This is a genomic window from Citrobacter europaeus, from assembly GCA_020099315.1.
GTDB lineage: Bacteria > Pseudomonadota > Gammaproteobacteria > Enterobacterales > Enterobacteriaceae > Citrobacter > Citrobacter europaeus.
The window spans coordinates 4694114-4708306 of record CP083650.1 but is presented as its reverse complement, the minus strand read 5'-3'; the positions used below and the strand labels follow the sequence as shown (position 1 = coordinate 4708306).

The following is a 14193-nucleotide window of genomic DNA, read 5'->3' as shown; positions in this document are numbered from 1 at the left end:
CTCATAAGCTCTGGCATGGTTGTTGCTACTGGTTTTTGTTAATTAGTTTTTAGCCAATGCGCCAGATGAAAAGATTGAGAGGATTTGAATGACCAAAGAAATGCAAAATTTAGCTTTAGCCCCTGTTGGTAACCTGGAATCTTACATCCGGGCTGCGAACGCGTGGCCGATGTTGTCGGCTGACGAGGAGCGGGCACTGGCTGAAAAGCTGCATTACCAGGGCGATCTGGAAGCAGCTAAAACGCTGATCCTGTCTCACCTGCGCTTTGTTGTTCATGTTGCTCGTAATTATGCGGGCTATGGCCTGCCGCAGGCGGATCTGATTCAGGAAGGTAATATCGGCCTGATGAAAGCCGTGCGCCGTTTCAACCCGGAAGTGGGTGTGCGCCTGGTTTCTTTCGCCGTGCACTGGATCAAAGCTGAGATCCACGAATACGTCCTGCGTAACTGGCGTATCGTTAAAGTCGCGACCACCAAAGCGCAGCGTAAACTGTTCTTTAACCTGCGTAAAACCAAGCAGCGTCTGGGCTGGTTTAACCAGGATGAAGTCGAAATGGTTGCTCGCGAACTGGGTGTTTCCAGCAAAGACGTGCGCGAAATGGAATCCCGTATGGCGGCGCAGGACATGACGTTTGACATGTCTTCAGACGATGAGTCTGACAGCCAGCCGATGGCTCCGGTGCTGTATCTGCAGGATAAATCTTCTAACTTTGCCGACGGCATTGAAGAAGATAACTGGGAAGATCAGGCCGCGAACAAACTGACCCACGCAATGGAAGGCCTGGACGAGCGTAGCCAGGACATCATTCGTGCCCGTTGGCTGGACGAAGACAACAAATCGACGTTACAGGAGCTGGCCGATCGCTACGGCGTTTCCGCTGAACGTGTTCGTCAGCTTGAAAAGAACGCCATGAAAAAACTGCGTGCGGCGATCGAAGCGTAATCTTCGCGCATTGCCAATGTACCCTCGAATGTGAATTCGGGGGTTTTGTTTTTTGTAGGCCGGATAAGGCGTTTACGCTGCCATCCGGCAACACCTTTGCCCGATGGCGCTTTGCTTATCGGGCCTATGACCTTTCCTCCCCTCCACAGACACGAATTTGTTATCTGGATGTAAATTTAGCTATTCCAAAATAATAAAAATCGGGTATGTTTTAGCAGAGTATGCTGCTAAAGCACGGGTGGCTATCCAATAATCGAAATAAAGTGCTGAACAACAACATCACAACACACGTAATAACCACAATAATGGGGATTGTCAGGATGAATATGAAGGGTAAAGCGTTATTGGCAGGATGTATCGCCCTGTCTTTGAGCAATATGGCGTTTGCTAAGGATATTAAAGTGGCCGTTGTCGGCGCGATGTCCGGTCCGGTAGCGCAGTATGGCGATCAGGAATTTACTGGCGCAGAGCAGGCGATCGCAGATATCAACGCCAAGGGCGGCGTGAAGGGTGACAAACTGGTCATGGTGAAATATGACGATGCCTGTGACCCGAAACAAGCGGTAGCGGTTGCTAACAAAGTGGTCAACGACGGGATTAAATACGTTATTGGTCACCTGTGCTCTTCTTCCACTCAGCCTGCATCAGACATCTATGAAGACGAAGGTATTCTGATGATCACCCCAGCGGCAACGGCGCCAGAACTGACCGCGCGCGGCTATAATCTGGTGTTGCGTACCACCGGTCTCGATTCCGATCAGGGCCCAACTGCGGCGAAATATATCGTCGATAAAGTGAAACCGAAGCGCATTGCCATCGTTCACGACAAACAGCAGTACGGCGAAGGCCTGGCGCGCTCCGTGCAGGACAACCTCAAGAAAGCCAACGCTGATGTGGTGTTCTTCGACGGTATCACCGCCGGCGAAAAAGATTTCTCTACGCTGGTGGCGCGTCTGAAGAAAGAAAATATTGATTTCGTTTACTACGGTGGTTACCACCCGGAAATGGGGCAGATTCTGCGTCAGGCGCGCGCTGCTGGCCTGAAAACCCAGTTTATGGGACCGGAAGGGGTAGCGAACGTATCGCTGTCTAACATCGCGGGCGAGTCTGCGGAAGGTTTACTGGTGACGAAACCGAAGAACTACGATCAGGTTCCGGCGAACAAACCCATCGTAGATGCTATTAAAGCCAAGAAACAGGATCCGAGCGGCGCATTCGTCTGGACCACCTACGCCGCGCTGCAATCCTTGCAGGCCGGCCTGAACCAGTCTGACGATCCGGCTGAAATTGCCAAATACCTGAAAGCAAACTCAGTGGAAACCGTAATGGGGCCGCTGTCATGGGATGCGAAGGGCGATCTGAAAGGCTTCGAGTTCGGCGTGTTTGACTGGCACGCAAACGGGACGGCGACAGACGCCAAGTAATTGAGTGCCGGGTGGCGGCTTCGCCTTACCCGGCCTACATACTTACCAGGTCTACAACGAGCACTTCGTAGGCCGGATAAGCGTCAGCGCCATCCGGCTTTCTTTTAGCGCTTCTCCCAGCCATTCTCCTGGGCTGTAAACCCTAACGCCTGCATAAACGTGGCCATCACGCTGCGGTCTTCAACGCCGACGTCGGCCATCCACCATGAACTCACGTCAGGGTTTTCCTGGATCACTTCTTCGATCAAATACTGCCCGACGCCGCGACGGCGGGTGATATCGCGCACGCGCAATGAATCCAGCGCGCCTTGTGTGCCGCTCAGGGTTACGCGAACTGCGCCTAACAGACGCTCGTTAAAGCGCGCGGCGTAAATCCGGTGCGTTTCATCTACGCTTAACGATGAGGCGGAATATTCCGGCCAGATTTTACCCAGATCAATCTGGTCCTGGTCGCTAAAGTTATCTAAACGAACGATGGTCAGCTTCATTAACAGCATGTCCAAATCACAAAAGATGGAATCAGTGTACCGAAATAATTCGCCCGGATGCTTTCTCTTTTTTACGTGATTCACCAGGTTAATAGTTTTGTAACAACGGTAATGACAGATTGAAACAGTAGAGATTGAAAAACAGGCAGGATAATCCCCTGGAATGCAGCATTTTATTCCGCTCTTTGTGCCATTATTTTATGCTGACAAACGCGCTTTTTTTTGTTTATCTATAGTGAAAAGCAGAATATTATCTTTTCTTAATCGACTGAAAAATAGAGCTTTTAGCCGTAATTTGCTTAAAAAACTGTGCTAAGCCATTAATGAGACTGGTAAAAATAGCACAGCGCAAAAAAAGCACAGTCTGCTTTTTAACCACATAAATACAAAATATTAATTACGTCACGAATGGGGATTCAGAAATGAAACGGAATGCGAAAACAATCATCGCAGGGGTGATAGCACTGGCAATGTCGCATGCGGTCATGGCGGAAGATATCAAGGTCGCTGTTGTTGGCGCGATGTCAGGTCCGGTCGCGCAGTGGGGTGATATGGAATTTAATGGCGCACGTCAGGCCATAAAAGATATCAATGCCAAAGGTGGAGTCAAAGGCGACAAACTGGTCGCTGTGGAATATGACGACGCTTGCGATCCAAAACAAGCCGTTGCGGTAGCGAACAAAATCGTCAATGACGGCATTCAGTACGTTATTGGTCATCTGTGCTCATCTTCTACGCAGCCTGCATCAGATATCTATGAAGATGAAGGCATTCTGATGATTTCTCCTGGCGCAACCAATCCAGAACTGACCCAGCGCGGTTATGCACACATTATGCGTACAGCGGGCCTGGACTCCTCTCAGGGGCCGACCGCCGCGAAATACATCCTGGAGAAAGTGAAGCCGCAGCGCATCGCCATCATTCACGATAAACAGCAATACGGTGAAGGCCTGGCGCGTTCAGTTCAGGACAGCCTGAAAGCGGGCAAAGGCAACATCGTCTTCTTCGATGGGATCACCGCCGGGGAAAAAGATTTTTCTGCGCTGATCGCCCGCCTGAAAAAAGAAAATATCGACTTTGTTTATTACGGCGGCTACTACCCGGAAATGGGGCAAATGCTGCGCCAGGCGCGTTCTGTCGGGCTGAAAACCCAGTTTATGGGACCAGAGGGCGTCGGCAATGCGTCGCTGTCTAACATCGCCGGTGATGCCGCTGAAGGCATGCTGGTGACCATGCCAAAACGCTATGACCAGGATCCGGCGAATAAAGCTATCGTCGATGCGCTCAAAGCTGACAAGAAAGATCCAACCGGTCCGTACGTGTGGATCACTTATGCAGCAGTCCAGTCATTGGCAACTGCAATGGATCGCAGCAGTAGCAAAGAGCCGTTGGACCTGGTGAAAGATCTGAAAGCACACGGGGCTGATACCGTGATTGGGCCGCTGAAATGGGACGAAAAAGGCGATTTGAAGGGATTTGAGTTTGGTGTCTTCCAGTGGCACGCGGACGGATCATCGACCGTCGCGAAGTAATCGCTGAAGACGAGTTATCCCACCGCCCGTACAAAACGGGCGGGTTAAGAAAGGTTACCTTATGTCCGAGCAGTTCCTCTATTTCTTGCAGCAGATGTTTAACGGCGTCACGCTGGGAAGCACCTACGCGCTGATCGCTATCGGTTACACGATGGTGTACGGCATTATCGGCATGATCAACTTCGCCCACGGCGAGGTGTATATGATCGGCAGCTATGTTTCCTTTATGATCATCGCTGCGCTAATGATGATGGGTATTGATTCCAGTTGGCTACTGGTCGCGGCGGGTTTCGTCGGCGCGATTGTGATTGCCAGCGCCTACGGTTGGAGTATTGAACGCGTGGCGTATCGGCCCGTGCGCAGCTCCAAGCGCCTGATTGCGCTGATTTCCGCCATCGGGATGTCTATCTTCCTGCAAAACTACGTCAGCCTCACCGAAGGTTCGCGTGATGTGGCGCTGCCCAGCCTGTTCAACGGCCAGTGGACTATCGGCAGTAGCGAAAACTTCTCTGCGTCTATCACCACCATGCAGTTGGTTATCTGGATTGTAACCTTCCTGGCGATGCTGGCGCTGACGATTTTCATCCGCTATTCGCGTATGGGTCGCGCCTGTCGTGCCTGCGCGGAAGATCTGAAGATGGCCAGCCTGCTCGGTATTAACACCGATCGCGTGATTGCGCTGACCTTTGTGATTGGCGCGGCAATGGCGGCGGTAGCGGGCGTACTGCTCGGTCAGTTCTACGGGGTAATTAACCCGTACATCGGCTTTATGGCCGGGATGAAGGCCTTTACCGCGGCGGTACTGGGCGGTATTGGCAGTATTCCTGGCGCGATGATCGGCGGCCTGATTCTGGGCGTCGCCGAAGCGCTCTCCTCTGCTTATCTGAGTACCGAATACAAAGACGTGGTGTCGTTCGCGCTGCTGATTCTGGTGCTGCTGGTGATGCCGACCGGTATTCTGGGTCGCCCGGAGGTAGAGAAAGTATGAAACCGATGCATTTTGCAATGGCGCTGCTTTCCGCCGCTATGTTCTTCATTCTGGCGGGCGTCTTTATGGGCGTTCAACTGGAACTTGACGGCACCAAACTGGTGGTGGATACCGCTGCGGATATCCGCTGGCAGTGGGTATTTATCGGCACTGGCGTGGTCTTTCTCTTTCAACTGTTGCGTCCTGCTTTCCAGAAGGGGCTGAAGAGCGTCTCCGGACCGAAGTTTATTCTGCCGGCGATTGATGGCTCCACCGTTAAACAGAAGCTGTTCCTGGTGGCGCTGCTGGTGATTGCCGTGGCGTGGCCGTTTATGGTGTCGCGCGGAACGGTGGATATCGCCACGCTGACGATGATTTATATCATCCTCGGCCTCGGCTTAAACGTGGTAGTGGGGCTTTCCGGCCTGCTGGTGCTGGGCTACGGCGGCTTCTATGCCATCGGCGCTTACACCTTCGCACTGCTGAACCATTATTACGGACTCGGCTTCTGGACCTGTCTGCCGCTGGCAGGGCTGGTTTCCGCTGCTGCGGGCTTCCTGCTCGGCTTCCCGGTACTGCGCCTGCGCGGTGATTATCTGGCTATTGTGACGTTAGGCTTCGGCGAAATCGTCCGTATCCTGCTGCTCAACAACACCGAAGTGACCGGTGGCCCAAATGGTATCAGCCAGATCCCGAAACCCACCTTTTTCGGTCTGGAGTTCAGCCGTACCGCCCGTGAAGGCGGCTGGGATACTTTCAGCAACTTCTTTAATGTGAAGTACGATCCGTCTGACCGCGTCATTTTCCTCTATCTGGTGGCGCTGCTGCTGGTGGTCTTCTCGCTGTTTGTCATCAACCGTCTACTGCGTATGCCGTTGGGCCGTGCGTGGGAAGCGCTGCGTGAAGATGAAATTGCCTGTCGCTCGCTGGGCTTAAACCCTACGCGCATCAAGCTGACCGCCTTTACCATCAGCGCTGCGTTCGCGGGTTTTGCCGGTACGCTGTTTGCTGCGCGCCAGGGTTTTGTCAGCCCGGAATCGTTCACCTTTGCCGAGTCGGCCTTTGTGCTGGCGATTGTGGTACTGGGCGGAATGGGCTCACAGTTTGCGGTGATCCTCGCGGCTATCCTGCTGGTGGTGTCACGTGAGCTAATGCGTGATTTCAACGAATACAGCATGTTAATGCTGGGTGGTTTAATGGTACTGATGATGATCTGGCGTCCGCAGGGCTTGTTGCCGATGACCCGTCCGCAGTTGAAGCTGAAAAACGGGGAAGCGAAAGGAGAGCAGGCATGAGTCAGCCATTATTATCCGTTAACGGCCTGATGATGCGCTTCGGCGGTCTGCTGGCGGTAAACAACGTTGAGCTGGAACTGCGTCCGCAGGAAATCGTCTCGTTAATCGGGCCAAACGGCGCGGGGAAAACCACGGTCTTTAACTGTCTGACCGGTTTTTATAAACCGACAGGCGGCACGATTAAGCTGCGCGACCAGCATCTGGAAGGGCTGCCGGGCCAGCAAATTGCGCGTATGGGCGTGGTGCGTACTTTCCAGCACGTGCGTCTGTTTCGCGAAATGACGGTGATTGAAAACCTGCTGGTGGCGCAACATCAGCAGCTGAAAACCGGTGTCTTCTCCGGTCTGTTGAAAACTCCGTCGTTCCGTCGCGCGCAGAGTGAAGCGTTGGATCGCGCCGCCACCTGGCTTGCGCGTATTGGTTTGCTGGAGCATGCCAACCGGCAGGCCAGTAACCTGGCCTACGGCGATCAGCGCCGTCTGGAGATTGCCCGCTGCATGGTGACCCAGCCGGAAATCCTGATGCTCGACGAACCCGCCGCAGGCCTCAATCCGAAAGAGACCAAAGAATTGGACGAGCTGATTGCTGAACTGCGTAACCATCACAACACTACCATTTTGTTGATTGAGCACGATATGAAGCTGGTGATGGGGATTTCCGACCGTATTTACGTGGTGAACCAGGGCACGCCGCTGGCGAACGGGACGCCGGAACAGATTCGTAATAACCCGGATGTTATCCGCGCCTATTTAGGAGAAGCATAATGGGGGCGAGGCATAATATGGATAACGTGATGTTATCGTTCGACAAAGTCAGCGCCCACTACGGCAAGATACAGGCGCTGCACGATGTCAGCTTGTATATCAACCAGGGTGAAATCGTTACCCTGATTGGCGCCAACGGCGCGGGAAAAACCACGCTGCTCGGTACGTTATGCGGCGATCCGCGTGCGACCAGCGGGCGAATTGTCTTTGATGGTAAAGACATTACCGACTGGCAGACGGCGAAAATCATGCGCGAAGCGGTCGCGATTGTTCCGGAAGGGCGTCGCGTGTTTTCCCGCATGACGGTCGAAGAGAACCTGGCGATGGGCGGCTTCTTTGCCGAAAAGGACCAGTTTCAGGAACGCATCAAATGGGTGTATGACCTGTTTCCTCGCCTGCATGAGCGTCGAATTCAGCGTGCGGGAACGATGTCCGGCGGTGAACAACAGATGCTGGCGATAGGTCGTGCGCTGATGAGCCAGCCGAGGCTGCTACTGCTTGATGAACCGTCGCTGGGTCTGGCACCGATTATCATCCAGCAGATTTTTAACACCATCGAGCAGTTGCGCGAGCAGGGGATGACCATCTTCCTCGTTGAACAGAACGCTAACCAGGCACTGAAGCTCGCCGATCGCGGCTACGTGCTGGAAAACGGTCATGTGGTGCTGGAAGACACCGGTGATGCGTTACTGGCTAACGAAGCGGTGCGCAGCGCGTATCTGGGCGGTTAACCATTCTCTGAATAGACAAGGGGCCCGCTGTGGCCCCTTTTTATTGCTCTATGTTATTATTGAGAATAGTTATCAATAATAAAAATGAACATGGAGAAAGGATGATTCGTTCAGGTACCTGCATGATGATTGGTAGTTTGTTTTTGACGCTTTCATTAAATACCCTGGCCTCAGCGCCGCCAGCGTTCGACCCGCGCGACCCATCAATCTGGGAAGAGAAACCGGACAACCCGTTAGCGCAGTCCAACTCGCCCTGCGAAGTCTTCACCAGCTCAGTATGTCCGGGCTGGGAAGATGAGAAATCGGATATCCAGCGCGAACGCGAGCGGCGTGAACAGCAGCGTTTACAGAATGAATATGAACGACGCGGGCGTAAAGATTAATGTTCCTTGCTGGCAGTAACAGATAACATCATCCTGGTCGGGTAAGACATAGCGCTATCCGGCTTTGTTGTGCACCACCCCGCATTTTCCTGTCACTACGCTTTCACCGCCTTGCCATCTGTTTGTCGCCTTACTATCTTTTTTTTGTAATAAAAAAGTTATTTTTCTGTCATTCGAGCATGTCATGTTACCCCCGCGAGCATAAAACGCGTGATATCGCGCATCCGGCACAACAAGAGAGATAACCGATGATATCGTTACGACATACAGCTTTAGGACTGGCACTTAGCCTGGCATTTGCAGGTCAGGCACTGGCGGTCACCACTATCCCGTTCTGGCACTCAATGGAAGGCGAACTGGGTAAAGAAGTTGACTCACTGGCGCAACGTTTTAATGCCGCCAATCCCGACTACAAAATTGTTCCGCAGTACAAAGGCAACTACGAGCAAAGCCTGAGCGCAGGTATTGCCGCCTTCCGTACCGGAAACGCGCCTGCGCTGCTGCAGGTTTATGAAGTGGGTACGGCAACAATGATGGCCTCGAAAGCCATTAAACCGGTCTATGAAGTCTTCAAAGAGGCCGGCATTAACTTCGATGAGTCTCAGTTCGTACCGACCGTTTCCGGTTACTACACCGACTCTAAAAGTGGGCACTTGCTCTCCCAGCCGTTTAACAGCTCCACTCCGGTGCTGTACTACAACAAAGATGCCTTCAAAAAAGCCGGTTTAGACCCGGAGCAGCCGCCGAAAACCTGGCAGGATCTGGCGGAATACACCGCGAAGCTGAAAGCCGCAGGAATGAAGTGCGGTTACGCCAGCGGCTGGCAGGGATGGATTCAGATTGAAAACTTCAGCGCCTGGAACGGTCTGCCGGTAGCAACCAAAAACAACGGTTTTGACGGTACTGACGCGGTGCTGGAGTTCAATAAACCGGAACAGGTGAAACATATCGCCCTGCTGGAAGAGCTGAACAAAAAAGGGGATTTCAGCTACTTTGGGCGTAAAGATGAGTCCACCGAGAAGTTCTATAACGGGGATTGTGCCATTACCACCGCCTCTTCTGGTTCTCTGGCTGACATCCGTCACTACGCTAAATTCAACTATGGCGTCGGAATGATGCCGTACGATGCCGACGTGAAGGGCGCACCGCAGAATGCGATTATCGGTGGGGCCAGCCTGTGGGTTATGCAGGGTAAAGACAAAGCAACTTACGAAGGCGTGGCGCAGTTCCTCAACTTCCTGGCGAAGCCTGAAATTGCTGCCGAATGGCACCAGAAGACCGGCTATCTGCCCATCACCACTGCTGCCTACGACCTGACCCGCGAGCAGGGCTTCTATGATAAGAACCCAGGGGCTGATATCGCCACTCGCCAGATGCTGAACAAGCCGCCGTTGCCGTTCACCAAAGGGCTGCGTCTGGGCAACATGCCGCAGATCCGCACTATCGTGGATGAAGAGCTGGAAAGCGTCTGGACCGGGAAGAAAACCCCGCAGCAGGCGTTGGATACCGCCGTTGAACGTGGCAATCAGTTACTGCGTCGTTTTGAGCAATCGACCAAGTCTTAAGTGTATAAGTGCCTGATGGCGCTGCGCTTATCAGGCCTACAGCGTTTGTAGGCCGGATAAGGTGCCTGCACCGCCATCCGGCACCTTCCAGGAAAAGTCTACATGTCTTCATCCCGTCCGGTATTCCGCTCGCGTTGGCTTCCCTATTTGCTGGTGGCTCCGCAGCTGGTTATCACCGTTATTTTCTTTATCTGGCCCGCCGGTGAAGCGCTGTGGTATTCGTTGCAATCCGTTGATCCGTTTGGTCTTTCCAGCCAGTTTGTCGGACTGGAGAACTTTGTCGCGCTGTTTCATGACCCGTACTACCTTGATTCGTTCTGGACCACCATTAAGTTCAGTACGTTCGTCACGGTAAGCGGTCTGCTGGTGTCGTTGTTTTTTGCGGCGCTGGTGAATTACGTGGTGCGTGGCAGTCGTTTTTACCAGACGCTGATGCTGTTGCCTTATGCCGTCGCGCCCGCCGTCGCCGCCGTATTGTGGATCTTCCTGTTTAACCCAGGACGCGGACTGATTACCCATTTTCTCGGTGAGTTTGGCTATGACTGGAACCATGCGCAAAACAGCGGTCAGGCGATGTTCCTGGTGGTGTTTGCGTCGGTCTGGAAGCAGATTAGTTACAACTTCCTGTTCTTCTTTGCCGCACTGCAGTCTATTCCGCGGTCGCTGATTGAGGCCGCCGCGATTGATGGCGCAGGGCCGGTTCGCCGCTTCTTTAAGCTGGCGTTGCCGCTGATAGCCCCGGTCAGCTTCTTTCTGCTGGTGGTGAATCTGGTTTATGCCTTCTTTGATACTTTCCCGGTGATCGATGCCGCCACGGCGGGTGGCCCGGTACAGGCGACCACTACGTTGATTTATAAGATCTATCGCGAAGGGTTTGTTGGGCTGGATCTCTCCGCTTCGGCCGCGCAATCGGTGGTGCTGATGTTCCTGGTCATTATTTTGACGGTGGTGCAGTTCCGCTATGTGGAAAGTAAGGTGCGTTACCAATGATTGAGAACCGTCGTGGGCTGACAATATTCAGCCATGCCATGTTGATTATGGGGATCATGGTGATCCTGTTTCCGCTGTACGTTGCGTTTGTCGCGGCGACGCTGGACAACAAAGCGGTGTTTGAAACGCCGATGACGCTGGTGCCCGGCACACAGCTACTGGAAAACATGAAATACATCTGGGTCAACGGCGTGGGCGTCAATAGCGCGCCGTTCTGGCTGATGATGCTCAACAGTTTCATTATGGCGTTCAGTATTACGGTAGGCAAAATCACCGTTTCTATGCTCTCCGCATTCGCCATCGTCTGGTTCCGTTTTCCGCTGCGCAACCTGTTCTTCTGGATGATTTTTATCACCCTGATGCTGCCGGTTGAGGTGCGTATTTTCCCGACGGTGGAGGTTATTGCCAACCTGAAAATGCTCGACAGCTATGCGGGTCTGACGCTGCCGTTGATGGCATCGGCTACTGCGACCTTCTTGTTTCGGCAGTTCTTTATGACCCTGTCGGATGAACTGGTTGAGGCGGCGCGTATTGACGGTGCGTCACCGATGCGTTTTTTCCGCGATATCGTACTACCGCTGTCAAAAACCAACCTGGCGGCGCTGTTCGTTATCACCTTTATCTACGGCTGGAACCAGTATCTGTGGCCGTTGTTAATTATTACCGACGTCAATTTGGGCACTGCAGTGGCGGGTATCAAAGGCATGATTGCCACCGGTGAAGGCACCACCCAATGGAATCAGGTAATGGCAGCCATGCTGCTAACGCTTATCCCTCCGGTAATCATCGTGTTAGCCATGCAGCGCGCGTTTGTACGTGGTTTAGTGGACAGTGAGAAATAAAATGGCAGGACTCAAACTACAGGCGGTAACCAAAAGCTGGGACGGCAAAACCCAGGTGATTAAACCGCTGACGCTGGACGTCGCGGACGGGGAATTTATCGTCATGGTCGGGCCATCTGGCTGCGGCAAATCTACGCTACTGCGGATGGTGGCCGGGCTTGAGCGGGTGAGCGGCGGCGATATCTGGATTGATAATAAGCGCGTTACCGAGATGGAGCCGAAGGATCGCGGCATTGCGATGGTCTTTCAGAACTACGCGCTCTACCCGCATATGAGCGTGGAAGAAAACATGGCCTGGGGGCTGAAAATCCGCGGGATGGGTAAGGAGCATATTGCCGAACGGGTGAAAGAGGCGGCGCGTATTCTTGAGCTGGGTGAACTGCTCAAGCGTCGTCCGCGCGAGCTTTCCGGCGGACAGCGCCAGCGCGTGGCGATGGGGCGGGCGATTGTCCGCGACCCGGCGGTATTCCTGTTTGATGAACCGCTTTCCAATCTCGATGCCAAGCTGCGCGTACAGATGCGTCTCGAGTTACAACATCTGCATCGCCGCCTGAAAACCACTTCGCTGTACGTGACGCACGATCAGGTTGAAGCGATGACGCTCGCCCAGCGGGTGATGGTGATGAACAAAGGCATTGCCGAGCAGGTAGGTACGCCGGTTGAGGTGTATGAAAAACCAGCCAGCCGCTTTGTGGCGAGTTTTATCGGCAGCCCGGCGATGAACCTGCTGGACGGGCGCATCAGCGCCGCGGGTACCCATTTTGAGCTTGACGACGGTATGACGTTGCCGATCGGCAGAAGCACCAGAGTGTCTGGTGGGCGTAATATGACGCTGGGTATCCGCCCGGAGCATATTGCGCTAAGCTCGCAGGCCGAAGGCGGCGTGCCGCTGGTTGTCGACACGCTGGAAATGCTGGGAGCGGATAACCTGGCACATGGACGTTGGGGTGAGCAAAAGCTGGTGGTGCGACTGGCGCATCAGCATCGCCCGACGGCAGGCAGCACGCTGTGGCTGCATCTGCCAGAAAATCATCTGCATCTTTTTGATGGCGAAACAGGACAACGCGTATGAGTTACTGGCCTTACCCCCATATTGTCGCCCATCGTGGCGGCGGTAAGCTGGCACCGGAAAACACCCTGGCGGCGATCGACGTGGGGGCGCGATACGGGCATACCATGATCGAGTTTGACGCTAAATTGTCGAAAGACGGTGAGATCTTCTTGCTGCATGACGACAACCTGGAGCGAACCAGTAACGGCTGGGGCGTGGCAGGCGAGCTGAACTGGCAGGATTTATTGCGCGTGGACGCCGGCGGCTGGTTTAGCGGTGAGTTTAAAGGTGAACCGCTGCCGCTGCTCTCGCAAGTGGCCGAGCGCTGCCGTCAGCACGGTATGATGGCGAATATTGAAATTAAACCCACAACCGGCACCGGAACCTTAACCGGCAAAGTCGTGGCGCTGGCCGCGCGGGAACTGTGGGCGGAAATGACGCCACCACTGTTGTCATCCTTTGAAATTGATGCGCTTGAAGCGGCGCAGCAGGCGGCGCCTGAACTGCCGAGAGGTTTGCTGCTGGATGAATGGCGCGAAGACTGGCGTGAGCTGACAACGCGGCTTGGCTGCGTCTCTATTCATCTTAATCACAAGCTGCTGGATGAAGCTCGCGTGGATGCGCTGCGCGACGCGGGGCTACGGATACTGGTGTATACCGTCAACCGACCCCAGCGCGCGGCGGAACTGCTACGCTGGGGAGTGGACTGTATCTGTACCGATGCTATTGATACGATTGGTCCGGATTTCCAGCCCTGTTAAGGTCCAATCGTTTTTAACGGAACATTAGGCTGCGGCGTGCTGGAGGGCTTCAGCATGTCGCCGTTCTTTTTCTCTGACAGCATATGTTGCTTATTCAGCGAGCTGTCCGGGTTACGGGTTCCACTCAACATCCCACCGTTGCTGTTGGAAAGCATCTGCTGCTGACCGGAATTCAGCTCGCCAGGCTGAGACTGAAGGACTCGCTGGGAGTTGGTGTTGATTTGGTTTTCCATATGCTGTTGCTGCATACGCGTCTGCGTTTGCAACTGCTGGTTGAGCATCCCTTTCTGTTGAATCTGCTGCGATTGCATTTGCGTCTGCATACGCTGCTGACTCGGGATCTGATAACCCGGTTGATTCGGGTTATTCATGGTGTTGATAGGCTGTGCAAAGCCTGCAAACGGCAACAGCATGGCTAAAAGTAAGAGTCGTTTCATCGCTTTTCTCCTCTCGGGGA

Annotated in this window: 15 protein-coding genes; 13 read left to right on the top strand and 2 right to left on the bottom strand. The window is 53.7% G+C overall.

The window, feature by feature from the left end; genetic code table 11:
• Positions 1–88: 88 nt before the first annotated feature.
• Together rpoH and livJ are read left to right on the top strand one after the other, a co-directional pair.
• Positions 89–943, top strand: a complete 855-nt coding sequence (rpoH, locus tag LA337_22085) for an RNA polymerase sigma factor RpoH (protein UBI15809.1) — start codon at positions 89–91, stop codon at positions 941–943.
• 320 nt (positions 944–1263) lie between these two features.
• Positions 1264–2367, top strand: a complete 1104-nt coding sequence (gene livJ, locus LA337_22080; GenBank protein ID UBI15808.1) for a branched chain amino acid ABC transporter substrate-binding protein LivJ — start codon at positions 1264–1266, stop codon at positions 2365–2367.
• A gap of 104 nt (positions 2368–2471) precedes the next feature.
• Here livJ and panM read toward each other — a convergent pair whose 3' ends face one another.
• Positions 2472–2855 (bottom strand): aspartate 1-decarboxylase autocleavage activator PanM, encoded by a 384-nt coding sequence (gene panM / locus LA337_22075; GenBank protein ID UBI18535.1) that lies wholly within the window; start codon positions 2853–2855, stop codon positions 2472–2474.
• A gap of 422 nt (positions 2856–3277) precedes the next feature.
• Here panM and livK point away from each other — a divergent pair, with 422 nt between their 5' ends.
• From livK to ugpQ, 11 genes are all read left to right on the top strand, one after another.
• On the top strand, positions 3278–4387 hold the full coding sequence (livK, locus tag LA337_22070; GenBank protein UBI15807.1) for a high-affinity branched-chain amino acid ABC transporter substrate-binding protein LivK: 1110 nt from the start codon (positions 3278–3280) through the stop codon (positions 4385–4387).
• A 61-nt stretch (positions 4388–4448) separates the two neighbouring features.
• Positions 4449–5375 (top strand): high-affinity branched-chain amino acid ABC transporter permease LivH, encoded by a 927-nt coding sequence (gene livH, locus LA337_22065; protein UBI15806.1) that lies wholly within the window; start codon positions 4449–4451, stop codon positions 5373–5375.
• Entirely contained in the window at positions 5372–6649 is a 1278-nt protein-coding gene (livM, locus tag LA337_22060; GenBank protein UBI15805.1) for a branched chain amino acid ABC transporter permease LivM, read from the top strand. Before livH ends, livM begins: the two co-directional genes overlap by 4 nt.
• On the top strand, positions 6646–7413 hold the full coding sequence (gene livG, locus LA337_22055; protein UBI15804.1) for a high-affinity branched-chain amino acid ABC transporter ATP-binding protein LivG: 768 nt from the start codon (positions 6646–6648) through the stop codon (positions 7411–7413). Before livM ends, livG begins: the two co-directional genes overlap by 4 nt.
• A gap of 17 nt (positions 7414–7430) precedes the next feature.
• The gene (gene livF / locus LA337_22050) at positions 7431–8144 is read left to right on the top strand and encodes a high-affinity branched-chain amino acid ABC transporter ATP-binding protein LivF (GenBank protein UBI18534.1); all 714 of its coding nucleotides are present in this window, start codon (positions 7431–7433) and stop codon (positions 8142–8144) included.
• Positions 8145–8245: 101 nt separating this feature from the next.
• Entirely contained in the window at positions 8246–8527 is a 282-nt protein-coding gene (locus LA337_22045; protein UBI15803.1) for a hypothetical protein, read from the top strand.
• A 248-nt stretch (positions 8528–8775) separates the two neighbouring features.
• Positions 8776–10092 (top strand): sn-glycerol-3-phosphate ABC transporter substrate-binding protein UgpB, encoded by a 1317-nt coding sequence (gene ugpB, locus LA337_22040; protein UBI15802.1) that lies wholly within the window; start codon positions 8776–8778, stop codon positions 10090–10092.
• Between the two features lie 102 nt (positions 10093–10194).
• Entirely contained in the window at positions 10195–11082 is an 888-nt protein-coding gene (ugpA, locus tag LA337_22035) for a sn-glycerol-3-phosphate ABC transporter permease UgpA (protein ID UBI15801.1), read from the top strand.
• On the top strand, positions 11079–11924 hold the full coding sequence (gene ugpE, locus LA337_22030; GenBank protein ID UBI15800.1) for a sn-glycerol-3-phosphate ABC transporter permease UgpE: 846 nt from the start codon (positions 11079–11081) through the stop codon (positions 11922–11924). The genes ugpA and ugpE overlap by 4 nt, the downstream gene beginning before the upstream one ends.
• Before the next feature lies 1 nt (position 11925).
• Complete coding sequence (locus LA337_22025) at positions 11926–12996, top strand: sn-glycerol-3-phosphate import ATP-binding protein UgpC (protein UBI15799.1); 1071 nt, start codon at positions 11926–11928, stop codon at positions 12994–12996.
• A complete protein-coding gene (ugpQ, locus tag LA337_22020) occupies positions 12993–13736 on the top strand; it encodes a glycerophosphodiester phosphodiesterase (GenBank protein UBI15798.1) in 744 nt (247 codons plus the stop codon). The genes LA337_22025 and ugpQ overlap by 4 nt, the downstream gene beginning before the upstream one ends.
• Here ugpQ and LA337_22015 read toward each other — a convergent pair.
• Positions 13733–14173, bottom strand: coding sequence for a DUF2756 family protein (locus LA337_22015; protein ID UBI15797.1), 441 nt, complete (start codon positions 14171–14173; stop codon positions 13733–13735). The two genes, ugpQ and LA337_22015, sit on opposite strands and share 4 nt — an antisense overlap.
• Positions 14174–14193 lie beyond the last annotated feature (20 nt).

Bases quoted from the DNA above. Each gene is read 5' to 3' on its own strand.
- rpoH (UBI15809.1), top strand. From the start codon at position 89: ATGACCAAAGAAATGCAAAATTTAGCTTTAGCCCCTGTTGGTAACCTG.
- livJ (UBI15808.1), top strand. From the start codon at position 1,264: ATGAATATGAAGGGTAAAGCGTTATTGGCAGGATGTATCGCCCTGTCT.
- panM (UBI18535.1), bottom strand. From the start codon at position 2,855: ATGAAGCTGACCATCGTTCGTTTAGATAACTTTAGCGACCAGGACCAG.
- livK (UBI15807.1), top strand. From the start codon at position 3,278: ATGAAACGGAATGCGAAAACAATCATCGCAGGGGTGATAGCACTGGCA.
- livH (UBI15806.1), top strand. From the start codon at position 4,449: ATGTCCGAGCAGTTCCTCTATTTCTTGCAGCAGATGTTTAACGGCGTC.
- livM (UBI15805.1), top strand. From the start codon at position 5,372: ATGAAACCGATGCATTTTGCAATGGCGCTGCTTTCCGCCGCTATGTTC.
- livG (UBI15804.1), top strand. From the start codon at position 6,646: ATGAGTCAGCCATTATTATCCGTTAACGGCCTGATGATGCGCTTCGGC.
- livF (UBI18534.1), top strand. From the start codon at position 7,431: ATGGATAACGTGATGTTATCGTTCGACAAAGTCAGCGCCCACTACGGC.
- LA337_22045 (UBI15803.1), top strand. From the start codon at position 8,246: ATGATTCGTTCAGGTACCTGCATGATGATTGGTAGTTTGTTTTTGACG.
- ugpB (UBI15802.1), top strand. From the start codon at position 8,776: ATGATATCGTTACGACATACAGCTTTAGGACTGGCACTTAGCCTGGCA.
- ugpA (UBI15801.1), top strand. From the start codon at position 10,195: ATGTCTTCATCCCGTCCGGTATTCCGCTCGCGTTGGCTTCCCTATTTG.
- ugpE (UBI15800.1), top strand. From the start codon at position 11,079: ATGATTGAGAACCGTCGTGGGCTGACAATATTCAGCCATGCCATGTTG.
- LA337_22025 (UBI15799.1), top strand. From the start codon at position 11,926: ATGGCAGGACTCAAACTACAGGCGGTAACCAAAAGCTGGGACGGCAAA.
- ugpQ (UBI15798.1), top strand. From the start codon at position 12,993: ATGAGTTACTGGCCTTACCCCCATATTGTCGCCCATCGTGGCGGCGGT.
- LA337_22015 (UBI15797.1), bottom strand. From the start codon at position 14,173: ATGAAACGACTCTTACTTTTAGCCATGCTGTTGCCGTTTGCAGGCTTT.